We start from the raw sequence: 16,546 nt of genomic DNA, 5'->3' as shown, positions 1-16,546 counted from the left end.
GGGCCATGCTGAAGAAAATTCCGTCAGCGCAGCTGCGGTTGGGCATGTACGTGCACGAGTTCTGTGGCTCGTGGATGGACCATCCGTTCTGGCGCGCGAAGTTCCTGGTCGGGACCGAGGCGCAGCTGTCCAAGGTGCGCAGCAGCGGCGTCCAGGAGCTGTGGATCGACACCGACAAGGGCCTGGACATCGAGACCGGCATTCCCGAAGCGCAGGTCAGGGTCATGGTGGAGCAGGAGCTGGAGCATTTCGCGACCATGCCCGCTCCCCTGATGCCCACGGTGCCGGAGGGTGGCGACGATGTGGGGCAGGCGCTGGAGCTCATCCATCGCTCGCTGCCCAGGATCGCGACGATGTTCTCCGATGCGCGCTTGGGCAAGGCGCTCGATCTGCCGGGATGCGAAGGCATGGTCGATGAGATCTGCGAATCGGTCATGTCCAAGCCGCATGCCCTCATCAGCGTTGCGCGCCTGAAGCGCCACGACGAATACACCTACATGCATTCGGTGGCGGTGTGCGCCCTCATGATCGGCCTGGGGCGCCAGCTTGGCCTGAGCGACAGGCTGCTGCGCAAGGTCGGCCTGGCCGGCATGCTGCACGACGTCGGCAAGGCCGCCATGCCGCTGGACATCCTGAACCGCCCCGGCAAGCTGTCGGACGCGGAGTTTCGCGTCATGCGCAGCCATCCCGTGCGCGGGCACGAACTGCTCACGGAAGGCGGTGCGGCCGGGCCGGTGGTGCTGGACGTCTGCCTGCACCACCACGAGAAGGTCGATGGCACCGGCTACCCCCACGGCCTGGCTGGCGACCAGATCAGCACCGTCGCCAAGATGGGTGCCATTTGCGACGTGTACGACGCCATCACCTCCGACCGGCCCTACAAGCGTGCCTGGAGCCCGGCGGAATCGCTGCGCCAGATGGTGCAGTGGAAGGGCCATTTCGACCCCAAGGTGTTCCAGGCCTTCGTGCGCACGGTGGGCATCTACCCGATTGGCTCCCTGGTGCGGCTGCGCTCGGGAAGGCTTGCCGTGGTCGTGGAGCAGAACCCTGCCAACCTGCTGGCGCCGCGCGTCAAGGCCTTTTTCGACCTGGATTCCAACGTGCGGGTCTACCCGCGTGAGGTCGACCTGGCCGATGCCGCCCTGGGTGACGCCATCGAGCGCTACGAGACGCCATCCGACTGGCGTTTCCACGACCTTGACGAACTTTGCGGCCTGAAGAGGCTGCGGTCCGGCCCGCAAGAAGGGGGCCCACTGTGAAGGCACGGGAACGCGGGCGGCTGCAGGGCCCGGTCAAGTTGGCCAAGGCCAGGCCTTAACACACTTGCGCCACATTTTTGGTGCCGGTCTCGGGCCCAATGTGCCATCCCATCCCTGAAGCCTGAGCGCGCATGCCACATCCCGTCCGCACCGAAGGCCCGTTCCCCGAGTTGGCCGGGGTGCACCCGTCCGCGGCGCCGCGCCGGTTGCTGCGCGCGGCCGTGGCAGGGTGGCTGGTGGCGGCCCTGGCCTCGCTCGGGCTGGCCGCGATGGACCGTTTCCAGGCCGACCACTTCGAACAGCAGATGCGCCCGTTGCGCCAGCTTGCCGTGGTGCGGGCCGCGCTGGTGCCGCGGCTGCAGGCCGGGCCGGCCGAGGGCGGCGCACCGCACGGTGCAGCCGAACGCGCGGCCTGGCTGCATGCGCTGGAGCGCATGAATGTGCTGGGCCAGCGCGTGGCGGGCGGGCCACTCGGCCTGCCCAACACGCTGTCCCAGCAGGCCCAGGCGCTGCATGCCCAGTGGGCCGGCCTGGATCTGGCACGCTCGCCCTGGACCGGCGCGGACGCCGGCCCCAGCCGTTCAGCCCTGGTGGCGCTGTTGCAGGAGGCCGAGCGCGTGGAGACCCAGAGCGAAAACCTCCTGGCGCAGGCGCGCGCCGTGCAGCAGCGGCGCTATGCACTGGCCTGGTCGGCCCTGGCTGCATTGCTGCTGCTGGGCCTGGGTGCGGCCTGGCGCTGGGAGCGGCGCTGGCGCAAGCTCGAGACGGCCCTGCGGACCGATGCCGGCCAACACCGCCAGATGCTGGATCTGCTGCCGCAGCTGGTCTGGATTTGCGACGCCGACGCCCAGTGCGAATACCTCAACGAGCGCTGGGTCCAGTTCAGCGGCAAACCCTTGCGCGAACTGCTGGGCGCCGGCTGGCTGGACCTGATCCATCCGGACGACCGCCCGACCGTGCTGGGCGAATGGCGCGCCCTGCAGGCCAGTGGCACCGATCGCCTGTCCGACTTCCGGCTGCGCCATGCCAATGGCAGCTACCGCTGGTGCAATGTGCGCTTCGGCGCGGTGGGTGGCACAGGCGGCCGGCCCACGCGCTGGTTCGGCACCAACAGCGACGTGCACGATGCGCGCCAGGCCAGCCAGGCGTTGGCGCGCAGCGAAGAGTTCCACCGCTCGCTGCTGGCGTCCCTGAACGAAGGCGTGATCGCCTACGACGCGCGGGGCATGGCCACGGCGGTCAATCCTGCGGCCCAGCGCCTGCTGGACCTGCGCGCCGAAGACATGCTGGGCACGCACCCGGAGGGCTGGGGCTTGGTGCTGCACGACCCCCAGGGCCAGCCGCTGGCGGCCGGCCAGACACCGGTCGGCCGCGTGCTGGCCGACGGCCAGGCCCGCCGCGACGTGCTGGTCGCGCGCACCGACCGCCTGGGCCGGCGCCAGTGGCTGTGCGTGAACGCCGAACCCGTGCACGGCGGCCCTGAAGGTGCGCTCAGCGCCGTGGTCTGCTCGATCACCGACGTCACGGTGCAGCAGCAAAGCCAGCGCCAGGCGCTGGAGCAGCTCGAGCGCGAGGTGCAGTCGCGCACGCGCGAGCTGACCGGCATGCTGCAGGAGCGCACCCAGGCCGAGCAGCGCATGCAGGCCCTCAACGCCCAGTTGCAGGAGGCCGAACGCTTTGCCCACCTGGTGGCCGACAGCGTGCCGGGCCGGCTGGTCTACTGGGACAGCGGGCTGCGTTGCCGCTTCGTCAACCGCACCCAGCGCGAATGGTTCGGCGAAACCACCGAGGGCGTGATCGGCCGCACGCTGGTGGAGGTGCGCGGCGCTGCCTTCGCCGAGCGCGTGGCGCCCCGTGTGGCCGCCGCGCTGGCTGGCGAGCCCCAGGAATTCGAGCAGATCGAGTACAGCGTGCGCGGCGAGCGCGCCGACACGCGCGTGCAGTACATCCCCGACCGGCGCGAGGGCGAAGTCAAGGGCTTTGTGGTGCTGGCCACCAACATCACGCGCGACAAGCAGGCCGAGCTGTTGCTGCACGAGCGCCACGAACAGCTGAAGCAGGCCCGCGACCGCGCCCACGCGGCCAACCAGGCCAAGACCATCTTCCTGGCCAACATGAGCCACGAGATCCGCACGCCGCTCAACGCCATCCTCGGCTTCGCCCATCTGCTGCGCCGCGAGATCGACGACGCGGCCCAACAGCAGCAGCTCGGCCGCATCGTCGGCGCGGCCAGCCAGCTGCTGCATCAGCTCAACGACATCCTGGACCTGTCGCGCATCGAGTCCGGGCAGCTGCGGCTGGACCAGGCCGACTTCTCGCTCGACGCGCTGCTCGCGCGCAGCTGCGCTGCCGTGGTGGACACGGCGCGTCAGAAGGACATCGAGCTGGTGCTGCATGTCGAACCCGTGCCGGACCTGCTGCGCGGCGACGCCGCGCGCTTGCTGCAGGCGCTGCTGAACCTGTTGTTCAACGCCGTGAAGTTCACCGAGCGCGGCCTGGTGATGCTGCGCGTGGAACTGCTGAGCCAGGAAGGCGGCCAGCTGCTGCTGCGCTTTGCCGTGCAGGACACCGGCATCGGCATCGCCGCCGCAGACCTGGGCCGGTTGTTCACCCCCTTCGCCCAGGCCGACGGCACCAGCACGCGGCGCCACGGCGGCACCGGCCTGGGCCTGGCGCTCACGCGCAGCATTGCCGAGCAGATGGGCGGTGAAGTCGGCGCCGAGAGCCAGCCCGGCAGCGGCAGCCGCTTCTGGTTCACGGCGCGCCTGGGCATCGCCCAGGCGGCGCAGGTGCCGCAGCCCGTGCCGCTGCAGGGCCTGCGCGCGCTGGTGGTGGACGACCTGCCCGAGGCACGCGACACGCTGGCCGAGCTGCTGGACGGCCTAGGCATGGTGGCCGACACGGCGCCGGACGGCACCCAGGCGCTGGTCCTGGCGCAGCAGGCCCTGGACGCGGGCCGGCCCTACGAACTGCTGCTGCTGGACGAGGCCATGCCCGGCCTGGACGGCGTGCAGACCGGCACCCGGCTGGCTGCGCTGGCCACGCCGCGCGCCATGGTGCTGCTGGCCACGCGCGACCGCGCATCGCTACACCAGCAGGCGCGCGACGCCGGCTTCGGCGCCGTGCTCGCCAAGCCCGTCACGGCCGGCTTGCTGCGCGACACCTTGCTGCGGCTGGTGGCCGACGCCGGCGCCGTCGACACCCAGGCCCGGCCGCAGACGCTGCTGGCCAGCACGGCCGGCGCTCGCGTGCTGCTGGCCGAGGACAACCTCGTCAACCAGGAGGTGGCCGTGCAGCTGCTGCACGCGGCCGGCGTGCATGTGGACGTGGCTGGCGATGGCATCCAGGCCCTGGACATGGCGCGCAGCCGGCCCTACGACCTGGTGCTGATGGACATGCAGATGCCGCACCTGGACGGTCTGGAGGCGACGCGCCGCATCCGGCAGGAGCCGGCGCTGTCGCAGTTGCCCATCATCGCGATGACCGCCAACGCCTTTCCCGAGGACCGCCAGGCCTGCCTGGACGCCGGCATGAACGAGCACCTGGCCAAGCCCGTGGACCCGCGCGAGCTGCATGCCGCGCTGCTGCGCTGGCTGCCGGCCCGGCTCGGCGAAGGCCGGCCACCGGCGCCGCTGGCCGGGCAGGAGCCCGTACTGCCGGACATGCCGAGCCCTGCGCCGCAGCCGGCCACGCCGGTGGGCTCGGCCGACATCGTCGCGCGCATGGCCTCACTGATCGACCTGCCGCTGGCGCTGGAGTACGCAGCCGGACAGAGCGACATCCTGTTGCGCGTGCTGCAGCAGTTCGTCACCCACTACGCCGCGACCGGCGCCACGCTCATGCGGCTGCTCGAGGAGGGTGACCGCACGGCACTGGCGCGGGCGCTGCACGGCCTGCGCGGCGTGGTCGGCATGATCGGCGCGGGCCGGCTGCGCGAGATGAGCGCGGCCGTGGAGGCGGCGTTGGCCAAGGGCGCGCCGGCGCAGGAGCTGCAGGCCCCGCTGGAAGAACTGCGCAGCGCGCTCGACGCGCTGGTCGCTGCCGTCGCACAGCGGCTCTGATCAAGCCTCCACGCGCTCGAAGCGGTAGCCGAAGCCGTAGACCGAGACCATCTTCCAGCCGTGCGTGCCGTCCAGCTTGAGTTTGCGCCGCAGCCTGCTGACATGGGTGTCGACCGTGCGTGCGTCGACCTCGGTCGACACGCCCCAGACCTTGTCGAGCAGGAAGTCGCGCGAGAGCAGCTTGCCCATGTTCTGGAACAGGCACACCGCCAGGTCGAACTCCTTTTGCGTGAGTTCCATGGGCTGGCCGGCCATGGCCAGGCGCTGGCGCGTGATGTCGATCTCGTACTCGCCCGCGCGCAGCACCGGCAACTGGCCCGGGCGGGCGCGGCGCGAGGCGGCCGTGATGCGCGCCAGCAGTTCCAGCGGCTTGGCCGGCTTGACGATGTAGTCGTCGGCGCCGGCCTCCAGTGCCGCCACGGTCACGGGTTCCTCCTCGCGCGCGGTGATCACGATGCAGGGCAGCTGCCAGCCCAGCGTCTTGCGCACCCACTGCAGCACCTCGCCGCCGTTGCCGTCGGGCAGCATCCAGTCGATCAGCGCCAGGTCGAAGGTCTCGCCCTGCACGCCGGACTGGAACGCGGCGGCCGTCTCGAAGCCCTTGCAGGTGTGGCGGCCCTGCTGCACCAGCAGCGTCAGCAGCTCGCGCTGCACGGGGTCGTCCTCCAGGATGGCGATGTGCATGGCTTCTCCTTCTAAAACATCGAAACGGTGCCGCGGCCGGCGGCGGGGGGTGGCTGGCAATCACAATCGCGGCCCATCTGCCACCCCCGGGAGACCGTCCGCGATGCAAACCCACCACCTGAGCCTGGCCTACTGGTGCCTGCTGGCCGCCGCCTTGCTGCCCTATCTGACCGCCTGGATCGCCAAGGCCGGCGCCTTCAGGCTGGGCGACAACCACGCGCCGCGCGACTGGGCGGCACGCCAGGGTGGCTGGCGCGCCCGGGCGTTGGCGGCGCAGCACAACGGCTTCGAAGGCCTGCCGCTGTTCATGGCCGGCGTGCTGGCGGCCCACCAGTTCGGCGCCACGCAGGCGCGCATCGACGCGCTGGCCGTGGCCTATGTGCTGCTGCGCGTGGTCTATGTGTCGCTCTACATCCGCGACAGAAGCACATTGCGCAGCCTGGTGTGGACCTGCGGCCTGGCCGTCAGCGTGGCCTTGTTCTTCGTGCGCTGACATCTAGAAGCTCACGTCCACGACGACGTTGTCGGTGTAGGTGCCGGGCGCCGGATTGGCCTGGTCCTGGTAGATGCGCGCGCTGTAGGGAATGGTCTGCACGCTGTTGCCCGTGGCCGGCGCCGGGCCGGCCGCGCGGGTGGCGGTGTCGGCGCTGCCCCAGACCGTGTTGTCGGCCTTGAAGATGTCGTAGGCCAGCCGCGAGGTGCCCGAGGCCATGCGGCGGCGCCCGCCGCTGGCGTAGCTGCCGGGCGACAGGCCCACCGTGTAGACCATGTTGCGGCTGCACTGCAGGCTGATGTTCTGCGACACCGTGGGAAAGCCGGCCAGCAGCGGTGCGCTGCCGAAGCTCACCGGCGGCGCGGTGATGGTGCAGTCGTTGCTGACGGTCAGCGAGATCGTCAGGTTCCTGACGGTGGTGCCGGTGTTGGCCACGCCCACGCACAGGCCGAGCGCGCCGATCAGGCCCTCGCAGATGTTGAAGTAGGTCCAGGTCACCTGCAGCGTGTCGGTGTACACGCCCGCCGGGATGTTGGGCCCCGGCGTGGTGGCGATGTAGATCGGCACGTTGGTGCCGCTGCCGGCGGTCAACAGGCCGAGCAGGTTGGCGCCGTTCAGGTCCACCACCAGCGCGCCGCTGGCGTAGCCGGTGCTGTAGCCGGTGTTGCTGTAGATCTGGTAGGGAATCTGCAGCGTGTTGTTGAGCGTGTTCTTGAGCGTGAGGCCGGTGGTGTTGGCCTGCAGCTGGCCCTTGAGCGTGGGCGTGCCGTTGAGCAGGGCCAGCACCACGCCGGCGCAGTTGAAGTTGAAGCTGGCCGAGGTCGTCACCGTGGGGCCACCGGCCACGCGCTGGGTCGCCACGCTGGGCAGCAGGCCGCCGGTCTCGGCCATGGTGCAGGCCTGCGCGCCCAGCGGGGCCAGGCCGGCCAGCGCCAGCAACAGGGGGAGGGTGGGGCTTTGCATGGAGGGGTACACCGGGTTGAGGGCCAGCGGCCGAGCAGCGCGTTGGAAGGCAGGGGGCGGCACAGCAACGGGCCGAGCCGGGCCACGCCCGTGGCCTGTTCGTCCAATGTGAAGCGGACGCGGCAGCTCTCGAAGCCGACCCCGCGCACCAGCAGTTCGTTGTCCGGCGCCAGGCCCTCCAGGTAGACCTGGCCGTCCCAGCCCAGCGTGGCGCTGCGGCCCGAGCCCAGCAGCTGCACCGACAGGCCCACCGGCAGCGGCCGGCCGGCCAGGTCCACCAGCGTGAGGCTGGCCGCACGCACCTTCTGGATGGAAAAGCGCAGCAGCGCACCGCTGCCCGAGCCCAGCAGCACGCGCTGCTCGGACTGGGCCACCTGCATGTCCTCGGGCAGGTCCAGCAGGTCGACCTCGAAGCGCGCCGGGTAGTAGGCGTTGACGCCGGGCACCAGCAGGTGGCCGCGCGTGTTGGTGCGGCCGATCAGCTGGTTCTCGAAGCGCACCGGCACGTCGCCCACGCCGGTGGAGACCAGCGCGAAGGCGTCGTTGATGCGGTTCGCCGCGAACCAGCCGCCGTCCATGGCCACGATGGAGCCGCTGGCGCTGGCCCAGGTGGAGCTGCGCCCGCCCTGGGCGTAGGCACCGCCCTGCAGCTGCAGGGTGTCACCGCGCCAGGTCATGCTGCCCTGGCGGTAGTCGTCCGGGCCGGCGCTGTTGGCGTACGACAGGTTCCAGCCCAGGCCACCGGACGGTGGCGGCGTGCGGCTGTACTGCAGCTGGCGGCCGAAGCCGTTGCGGTCGCGCGTGCCGACCACGCTCATGGCGCCGCGGTCGCCGAGCAGCAGCGTCCATTGCAGCTGCACCAGGTAGTCCTTGCCGCTCACCGCCTTGTTCAGGTTCAGCGACAGGAAGCTGCTGCTGCCCAGCGCCCGCGAGTAGCTGGCCGTGGCGATGCGGCTGCGCGCCCCGTCCAGCGCCTGGGCGTCGAAGTAGCCGATGGCGACGGCACCGATCGCGCCCAGCGACAGGCTGGTCGTGACCTGGGTGTTGCTGCGGCCCACGGTGGCGCCTTCGCGGCGGTCCAGCCCGGCCAGGTCGCGCCAGCCACCGGTGCGCTGGGTGTGCTGCAGCGCCAGGCCGAAGCGCTGGGCGTTGTACTGGTAGCCGGCGGTCCACTGCACGCCGTCGCCGCCGTGGGCCAGCGCGCCGTTGAGCACGCCGTAGCGGCCCAGCGCCACCACCGCGCCGGCGCCGGCCACCTGCAGGCCGCGCGCCAGCTCGCCACGCGCCTCCAGCGTCACCGTGTCGCCGAGACCGTAGCGCCAGCTGCCGCTGGCGACGGCGCGGCCGTAGCCGAAGCTGTCCTGCCCGTAGCCGCGCCGCAGCGCGCCGGCCGACAGCGCGTAGTCGGAGGTCCCGGCTTTGAGCAGCGTGCTGGACACGTAGAACGGCACCGTGGTCAGCACCTGGCGGCCCAGCGCGTCGGTGGTCACCACGGCGGCCTCGCCCGCGCCCGTGATGAAGGGCATGGTGTTCAGCGTGAACGGCCCCGGCTGCACGTTCTCGCGGCCGGCGCGCTGGCCGTTGATGAACAGGTCCACGGCCGAGGGCACGGCGGCCTGGCCCGAGAAGGTGGGCAGCGGGTAGGGCACGAGGTCGGGCCGGATCGCGAAGTTGCGGGCGACCTGGATGCCGCCGATGCGCACCGCGCTGCCCCAGGGCAGCGTGGCCGTGATCAGGTCGCCGGCCGTGACCGAGCGCACGGCGTCGGTGTCCGAGTAGCGCCAGCTGGTGTCGTAGCGCAGGTAGCCCTGGCCACCTGCGATGCCGGCGCCGTCGGTGCCGCTGCTGCGGGTGTGGCGCGCGATGCCGGTGTTGGACAACAGGCCCCAGGCGCCGAACCAGCGCTGCTCGGTCCACAGCGAGGTGCTGGACTCGGCGCGGCCGGGGTTGGTGGCGTAGAGCTCGTAGTTCAGCAGGAAGCCGCGGCCTACCGTGGGGCGCAGCCGGTTGACCGGCGCGCCGCTGCCCAGCTGCTGCTCGGGCAGCCAGGCTGGCGGCAGCATGAGCTCCAGCCGCTGGGCCACGCTGTCGTAGCGCACGCCCAGGCCCTCGATGCGGTCCACCGCCACCAGCTGGGCGCCGGTGGCCGGTGTGCGCACGTGCAGCGCGCGCAGCGTGTCGGCGGCCACGTGGTAGCTGCCGTCCTTCACGAGCACAGGCACCACCTGGCCGGTGGCTTGCTGGTTGACCACCAGCTCCAGGTACAGCGTGGCGCCGGCCAGTGCCGCCGCGGCGCCGGGCTGCGGCGGCGGCGGCAGTCCCTGGGGCTGGGCGCTGGTGCTGGCCATGACTGCCATCAGGACGATGGAGGACGGCAGTGCATGCATCTCACGCCGGCTATTGGGCCGTGAACACGGTCACGGCCTCGGCGTTGTTCACACGCGCCTGTGGCACATGGCCCGGCGGCGGCGGCTGTTCCAGTTTCCAGCGCATCTCGGCTCCGGGCAGCACATAGCCGAGCAGGCCGGGGTTGACGGTCACCAGGTCGTTGCCGCGCGCCCATTGCACGGCCGTGAGCCGCGCATGGGCGCGGCCGTCGTTGCGCACGAACAGGTAGTGGCCGTCCATGCCGCGCTCGGTGCGCCAGCGCAGGTCGGGCTTGGCGGCGGTGGCGGCATCGCGCGGCTTGTCGGCGCGCGGCTTGGTCCAGTGGTCCTTGCCCGAGACGAACAGCGGCACCGAGTAGCGGATCTGCAGCTTGATGCCCATGGCGCTGCCCTGGCGCTGGCTGTCCTCGCCGCTGTCGGCGCTGGGCAGCTCGTCCACGAGGACGCGGTAGGCCACCTCGGTGCCCACGGGCGCCGGGCGGGTGCTCATGAGCCGCACCAGCTGGCGTTGGCCGGCCGGCACCACGGCCATCGGGGGGCTGGCGATGACGGCGTCCTGGTTCGCGTAGCTGTCGGTCCGGTCGCCCTGGCTCCAGGCCAGAACGCGGATCTGCAGCGACATCGGCTGCTGGCCGCGGTTCTCCAGCCACAGCGCGGCGGCGCGCTGGTCGTCCTCGATCACCGGGTCGAGCGGCCAGATCATGAGCGAGGACTGGGCCCACGCCGGGGCGCCGGCCAGGCAGGCGGCCCATGCCAGGGTGTGCAACAGGACGGTGCGCAGCATCGGCTTGTCTCCTACCAGCTGAAGACCACTTGCAGGGTGTCGGTGTAGTTGCCTGCCGGCAGGCCGGCCCCCGGCGCGGTGGCACGGCCATAGACCGGCACCAGCGTGGGGCCGGCGCTGGCGTCCACCGAGACGCCCACACCGGGCGCGACCACGGTGCCGCCGCCGGCCTGGGTGGTCAGCGTGTAGGGCAGGTAGTAGCTGCCGAAGCGCATGCGGCGCTGGCCGCCCTGGGCGTTCTGGCCGCCGTCGATGGTCATGGTCACGGTGGCACCCGGCGTGCATTGCACCTGCGCGGGGCTGGTGGCCAGGCCGATGGCGGCGTCGTAGCTGCCGGCCTGCACGGCCGGGTGGCTACCGAAATCCAGCTTGCCGAAGCCGATGCCGCTGGTCTGCGAGACGTTGCCCACCACCCAGCAGCCGGAGGAGACCGTCGCGCTGACCAGGAAGTTGGCGGTGGTCGGCACCTGCGTGTTGGCGCGCGACAGGCCGCTGCAGGCCAGCGCCAGCACCGTGGCACATCCGAGCGTCGCACACCGCACCATCTGCATGGATCTCCTTCCTTGCAACGCTCAAATTTTGAAACAGTTTTCTAAATTATTTAGCTGGGGATCGCCCGAATAAGGTGTCGTCCTACTTACCAGGTCAGCGTGACCTGCAGCACGTCGGTGTAGGTGCCGGAGGTCAGGGCGGCGGCGCTGGTCTTGTTGATGCGGCCATAGATGGGCAGCGGCAGGGCCACGCCGGTGCCGGGCAGCATGACGCCGACGGCGCTGGCGCTGGTGGGGTAGGCGTTGGTCATGCCGGGCTCGCTGTAGACCTCGTAGGGCAGGTAGCTGAAGGTGCCCAGCTTCATGGCGCGCGAACCGACGCCGACCGAGCCGCCCTGGCCGGCGTTGTTGCCGCCGCTGACGGTGATGGACAGCGAGGTGACATCGGGCGAACACAGGATCTGGGTGGCGCCGGCGCCACCGGCACCGCCGGAGGCGGTGGCGGTCAGGATGCCGGTGAAGGTGGCCGGCTGGGTGCCGAAGTCCAGGGTGCCGAAGTTCACGCCGGTGGAACCTGCGCCGGGGGCGCCGGAGACGATGCAGCCGGCTTGCAGGGTCATCTGGGCGTTGAGCTGGCCGGCCAGTGAGCCGGCCGCCATCACACTGGGCGCTGCCAGCACGGCGGCGGTGGACAGGGCGGACAGGGCGATCTGGGTGACGGTACGGCGCATGGTGGACCTCGTTGCGGTGCGTTGTCGGGGCCGGACCGCTGTGCGATCCGATGGCTTGAATTGTTCAACCCGGGGCCCCTTCAACCGTGGCGCAACGGTGGCGCATTGCGACGCGGCGCGACACAGTTGCGCCACAGTCTCCCGCTGTCAGCCCGGTGGGCCGTGGCCCAGTTCACGCGCCAGGCGGCGCACCAGCTGCACCAGCTCGCGGTGTAGCTGCAGGCCCTGGGCGGACAGCGTGGCGGGCGCGGCGCCATCGGCCAACTGCTGCTCGAAGCCACGCAAGGCCAGCAGCAGGGCGGGCGCACCCACCGTGGTCAGGGCGCCGCGCACCGAGTGGCAGACCTTGCGCCAGCGCGCGCCGAGTTCGGCCGGCGTTCCGCTGGTGTCCAGCAGCTCGGGCAGCCCCTGCGCATAGGTTTCGACGAAGCGGCCCAGCGCGCGCTCCAGGATCGGCATCTGTCCGGCCACGTGGCGCAGCGCCTGCTCCACGTCGAAACCGGGCACGCGCGCCAGCCGTGCCTGCAGCGGCTCGCCGTGCGGCGGTCCGCCGGCCGGCAGCAGCGGCTGCAGGCCCGAGGTGGCGGGTTCGTGCAGCGGCAGCCAGCGCAGCAGCTTGGCGTACAAGGCTTCGGGGTCGACGGGTTTGCCCACGTGGTCGTTCATGCCCGCGTCCAGGCAGGCCTGGCGGTCCTCGGCGAAGGCGTTGGCGGTCATGGCGATGATGGGCGTGCCCTCGCCCTCGCGCTGGCGGATCGCCCGCGTGACCTCGGTGCCGTCCATGACGGGCATCTGCACGTCCATGAGGATCAGGTCGTAGCGGCGCGACAGCGCCATCTCCACGGCGCGGCCACCGTCCCAGGCCGTTTCCACCACCAATCCGACGAGCTGCAGCAGGTCCTGCGCCACCTCGCGGTTCACGGGGTTGTCTTCGGCCAGCAGGATGCGCTGGCCGGCATGGCGCTGCTGCAACAGGCTGGCGGCATCGGAGGCGTGCAGGCCGGCCGCTTCGGCCTCGGCGTCGGTGTCAGCGCTGCGCAGCAACTCGACCAGGCGCTCCTGCAGGGCGCTGGAGGTCAGGGGCTTGAGCATCACGGCATCGAAATGGGCGGCGCGGGCGCGCTGCACCAGTGTCGGTTCGTCGAAGGCCGTCACCAGGATGCTGGGTGGGATGCCGTCGCCCAGCAGCGCGCGCAGCCGCGCCAGCGTCTCGATGCCGTCGGCCGGCTCCATGCGCCAGTCGATCAGCAGCACGTCGTAGGCCTGGCGCGCCGCCATGCGGGTCTCGATGCGGCGCGCCGCCTCGTCGCAGCTGCCGACCGCATCGACCTGCACGCCCAGCAGCTGCAGCTGCTCGCCGATCACGGCCAGGGCTTCGGGCAGGTCGTCGATGACCAGCGCGCGCAGGCCCTGCAGCGCGGGCTGGACGGCGGGCCGGAGCGCCTGCGCCGCGCGGCCCAGCCAGGCCGTGAACCAGAAGCTGCTGCCGGAGCCGGGCGCGCTCTCGACACCGGCGTCGCCGCCCATGGCGCGCGCCAGCTGGCGCGACAGGGCCAGGCCCAGGCCGGTGCCGCCATGGCGGCGCGAGAAGGAGTTGTCGGCCTGCTCGAAGGCGTTGAACAGCGCCGCCTGGCGGTCGCGCGAGATGCCCGGGCCGGTGTCCTGCACCTCCAAGCGCACCAGCTGCCGCTGTGCGTCTTCCTGGACCACCGCGCCGCGCACGCGGACCCAGCCCGTCTCGGTGAACTTGACGGCGTTGGTCAGGAGGTTGATGAGGATCTGCGACAGGCGCGTGGGGTCGCCGCACAGACGGCGCGGCAGATGGTCCTGGTCCAGGATCAGCTCCAGGCCCTTGCTGCGGGCCGGCGCGGCCACCAGCTCGATGGCGCGGGCCAGCACGCCGTCCAGCGAGAACTCGATGTTCTCCAGCGTGAGCTTGCCGGCCTCGATCTTGGAGATGTCCAGGATGTCGTTGATCACCTGCAGCAGGTGCTGGGCAGCGGCGCCCACCTTGTCCAGCCGCTCGCGCTGGGTGCGGTCGCGCGCATCGCGCGCCAGCAGGTGCGTCAGGCCGATGATGGCGTTCATCGGCGTGCGGATCTCGTGGCTCATGTTGGCCAGGAACGCCGACTTGGTGCGGCTGGCGGCATCGGCCTCCTGGCGCGCAGCCACCAGCGCCGCATTGGCCTGCTGCAGGGCCAAGGTGCGCTCCTGCACGCGCTGCTCCAGCGTGGCGGCCATCTGGCGCAGTTCGTCCTCGGCCTGCTTGCGCTTGGTGATGTCGGTGGCCACGCCCAGCAGGATGCGCTGGCGCCCGTCCAGCGACAGGATGGGGCGCTTGATGGTGCTGAACCAGCGCGTGCTGCCGTCGGCGGCGACCAGTCGTTCCTCCTCGATCAGCAGGTCGCGGCCACTCTCGATGACCTGCCGGTCGGAGGCGAAGAAGCGCTGCACCTGCGCATGGTCGGGGTTGAAGTCCAGCTCGCTGCGACCGACCAGGGTCTCCACGTCGGTGCCGTAGGCCTCGGCCAGCGCCTGGTTGGCCAGCACGAAGCGGCCCTCGGCGTCCTTGGCGAAGATCAGGTTGCGGTTCAGGTCGATCACGCGCCGCAGGAACGCCTGCTGGAACTGCAGCTCGCTGGTGCGCTCCTGCACGCGCTGCTCCAGCCCCGCGTTGAGCTGCTGCAGGTGATTCTCGGCCACGGCCCTGGCCCGCACCTCCTGCCGGATGCTGCGGAACAGCAGCACGAACAAGGCCGTCAGCAGCAGCAGCGTGATCAGCAGGGCCGCCAGCGTGGAATCGCGCTGCGACTCGGCACGGCGCAGCCGGGTTTCCAGCAGCGCGGCCTCGGCGGCGTCCATCTCGTGCACGAGTTCGCGCAGTTGCTGCAGGTTCTGGCGCGTGCTCTCGTTGCGCAGCAGATCGCGCGCGGGCGCCTCGCCCTCGCGGATCAGCGCGGAGCCCACGGTCTCGAGCAGGCGCAGGTGGGTCTCGGCCCGCGCGCTCAGGCGCGCATGGCGCGCCAGCTGCTCGGGGTTGTCGCTGACCAGGTCGCGCACGTCGTCCAGCTTGCGACGCGTCGCGACGGCCCAGCTCTCGTAGTCGACAGAGAACTGCTGCTCGCCGGTCAGCATCTGGTTGCGGCGCGCGAGTTCGGCGTCGGCGATCGCACCGTAGACGCCGGCCAGCTCGGCGCGCACCTCCTGCGTGTGCGCGATCAGGCGCGCGGTGTCGGCAAAACGCACGCCCGTCGTGTAGGTCAGCCCACCGCCCATGAGCACGAACAGCGCGGTGGGGATGAAACCCGACAGCACCAGGGTCTCGATGCGGCTGCGCACGCGCGAGCCGGGCTGGGCGTGCAGCGTGGCGGCCAGCAGGTGCGCCGCCGTGCCCGGCAGCACGAAGGCCCAGGCCGTGTGCAAGGCCACCGGTGGCGCGATGCGGTCGGTCACGATGGCGCTGACATTCCACAGGTAGCCGGTGAACGACACGATGCCGATGCCTGCCACCAGGGCGGCCGCGGTGCGGGCCAGCGTCAGCAGGCGCGGGTGCGGCATGGCGGCGATGGCGCCGGCCAGGGCCACCAGCGCGACTGCGCTGTAGGGCGACATGCGGCCGCGCGCGGGGTCGAAGGCGGTGTCGTGGTCGCGGAGCAGTGCCTCGTTCAGCCAGGGATTCCAGTCGAACAGGTATTCGGCCAGCGTCACCAGGCCCAGCAGGGCCACGGCACCGGCCAGGCCCTGGGCCCAGCGGTCGGCCGCTGGGGCGGGCCGGGTGCGCAGCCACAGCGCAGCCGAACAGGCCAGCAGGCCCAGGGCGGTGTTGGCCTTCATCTGCACCGCGCCCGGGATCACGCTGCGCAGCGCGGGCAGGTCGAACGCCCAGCCCACCAGCACCGCCAGAGCCGTGAGCGCCGACAGCGCGCAGGCCAGCTGGGCGAACCTCAGGCGCGGGCTGAGCTGGTCCGTGGGCGGCATGGCAAACCTCCGGGGGGGCTGCTGCAAAACCGCCGAGACTAAGCGCGTCGCCGGCTGGGCCGCGTAGGACAGGGCGACGAGCACGGCCTTTGGCGCGCCAGGCCGGCGTGATCTGCAGCACGTCGGCCCAGGTGCCGTAGCCCGGCAGCGGCATCGGCCTTGTGGCGGCCGTCGACCGGCAGGGGTGATGTCGGTGCGGGGACTAACGCCGCTGCGTATCCAGGGCCTGGCAGCGTGCGCAATCCACGCTGATCTCCATGCCGTGGGCATGCAGGCCCAGGCCGGCGAGCGCCTGCTCGACCTGGCTGCCCAGGGCCGGGTTGTCCCACTCGGTGGCGTCGCCGCAGCGGCCACAGACCAGGAACACCGGGTCGTTGTGCGGATGCGGGCCGTGCTTGCAGACCACGAAGCTGCTGGTGGCGGCGACCTTGTGGACCAGGCCCTGCTCGACCAGGAAATCGAGGGCGCGGTAGACCGTCATCGGCGCCACGCCCGGGTTCAGCGCGCGCATGTCGGCCAGCAGGTCGTAGGCCTTGCCCGCGCCGTCGCGCGCCAGCAGCAGCTCCAGCACCAGCGCGCGCTGCTCGGTCAGCTGCGCGCCCTGGGCGGCGCAGCGTGCCTGGGCGTCGGCCAGTGCCTGCCGGTGCCGCCGCGGCGTGGGCTGCTTGGCGGTCTGCACGGGGGCACGGGAGGCGGTCTTGCGGGGCATGGCCGG

The 16,546-nt window shown here is 71.5% G+C and carries 11 protein-coding genes; 3 read left to right on the top strand and 8 right to left on the bottom strand.

The genetic code is table 11. The annotated features are described in order from the left end of the window. Positions 1 to 5: 5 nt before the first annotated feature. Both ASF45_RS32925 and ASF45_RS32920 read left to right on the top strand, forming a co-directional pair. Positions 6 to 1,259: an HD-GYP domain-containing protein gene (locus tag ASF45_RS32925; protein ID WP_056673734.1), complete on the top strand. Its 1,254-nt coding sequence runs from the start codon at positions 6 to 8 to the stop codon at positions 1,257 to 1,259. 131 nt (positions 1,260 to 1,390) lie between these two features. Next, positions 1,391 to 5,320: a response regulator gene (locus ASF45_RS32920; RefSeq protein WP_056673731.1), complete on the top strand. Its 3,930-nt coding sequence runs from the start codon at positions 1,391 to 1,393 to the stop codon at positions 5,318 to 5,320. Here the strand turns inward: ASF45_RS32920 and ASF45_RS32915 are convergent, their stop codons facing one another. Next, on the bottom strand, positions 5,321 to 6,004 hold the full coding sequence (locus ASF45_RS32915) for a response regulator transcription factor (RefSeq protein ID WP_056673728.1): 684 nt from the start codon (positions 6,002 to 6,004) through the stop codon (positions 5,321 to 5,323). It abuts the gene before it with no gap. A 103-nt stretch (positions 6,005 to 6,107) separates the two neighbouring features. Here ASF45_RS32915 and ASF45_RS32910 point away from each other — a divergent pair, with 103 nt between their 5' ends. Then, positions 6,108 to 6,497 carry an MAPEG family protein gene (locus ASF45_RS32910; protein WP_056673725.1) on the top strand — a complete coding sequence of 130 codons (390 nt, stop codon included), beginning with the start codon at positions 6,108 to 6,110 and terminating at the stop codon, positions 6,495 to 6,497. A gap of 3 nt (positions 6,498 to 6,500) precedes the next feature. Here ASF45_RS32910 and ASF45_RS36750 read toward each other — a convergent pair whose 3' ends face one another. The 7 genes from ASF45_RS36750 to ASF45_RS32880 all read right to left on the bottom strand — a co-directional run bounded on the left by ASF45_RS36750 (position 6,501) and on the right by ASF45_RS32880 (position 16,540). Next, positions 6,501 to 7,436, bottom strand: a complete 936-nt coding sequence (locus ASF45_RS36750) for a spore coat protein U domain-containing protein (protein ID WP_235581112.1) — start codon at positions 7,434 to 7,436, stop codon at positions 6,501 to 6,503. Beyond that, positions 7,322 to 9,847, bottom strand: a complete 2,526-nt coding sequence (locus ASF45_RS34895; protein WP_082551407.1) for a fimbria/pilus outer membrane usher protein — start codon at positions 9,845 to 9,847, stop codon at positions 7,322 to 7,324. The genes ASF45_RS36750 and ASF45_RS34895 overlap by 115 nt, the downstream gene beginning before the upstream one ends. Before the next feature lie 10 nt (positions 9,848 to 9,857). Further along, positions 9,858 to 10,631, bottom strand: coding sequence for a molecular chaperone (locus ASF45_RS32900; protein ID WP_056673719.1), 774 nt, complete (start codon positions 10,629 to 10,631; stop codon positions 9,858 to 9,860). Between the two features lie 11 nt (positions 10,632 to 10,642). Continuing rightward, positions 10,643 to 11,182 (bottom strand): spore coat U domain-containing protein, encoded by a 540-nt coding sequence (locus ASF45_RS32895; RefSeq protein ID WP_056673714.1) that lies wholly within the window; start codon positions 11,180 to 11,182, stop codon positions 10,643 to 10,645. Between the two features lie 86 nt (positions 11,183 to 11,268). Beyond that, complete coding sequence (locus tag ASF45_RS32890; RefSeq protein ID WP_063887838.1) at positions 11,269 to 11,853, bottom strand: spore coat protein U domain-containing protein; 585 nt, start codon at positions 11,851 to 11,853, stop codon at positions 11,269 to 11,271. Between the two features lie 147 nt (positions 11,854 to 12,000). Beyond that, the gene (locus tag ASF45_RS32885) at positions 12,001 to 15,831 is read right to left on the bottom strand and encodes a response regulator (protein WP_056673711.1); all 3,831 of its coding nucleotides are present in this window, start codon (positions 15,829 to 15,831) and stop codon (positions 12,001 to 12,003) included. A 202-nt stretch (positions 15,832 to 16,033) separates the two neighbouring features. Further along, positions 16,034 to 16,540 (bottom strand): Fur family transcriptional regulator, encoded by a 507-nt coding sequence (locus tag ASF45_RS32880; protein WP_056673707.1) that lies wholly within the window; start codon positions 16,538 to 16,540, stop codon positions 16,034 to 16,036. Positions 16,541 to 16,546 lie beyond the last annotated feature (6 nt).

The organism is Pseudorhodoferax sp. Leaf265, assembly GCF_001422365.1.
Lineage (GTDB): Bacteria > Pseudomonadota > Gammaproteobacteria > Burkholderiales > Burkholderiaceae_C > Pseudorhodoferax.
The sequence above is the reverse complement of the archived record's forward strand: the minus strand, read 5'-3'. Positions and strand labels throughout refer to the sequence as shown.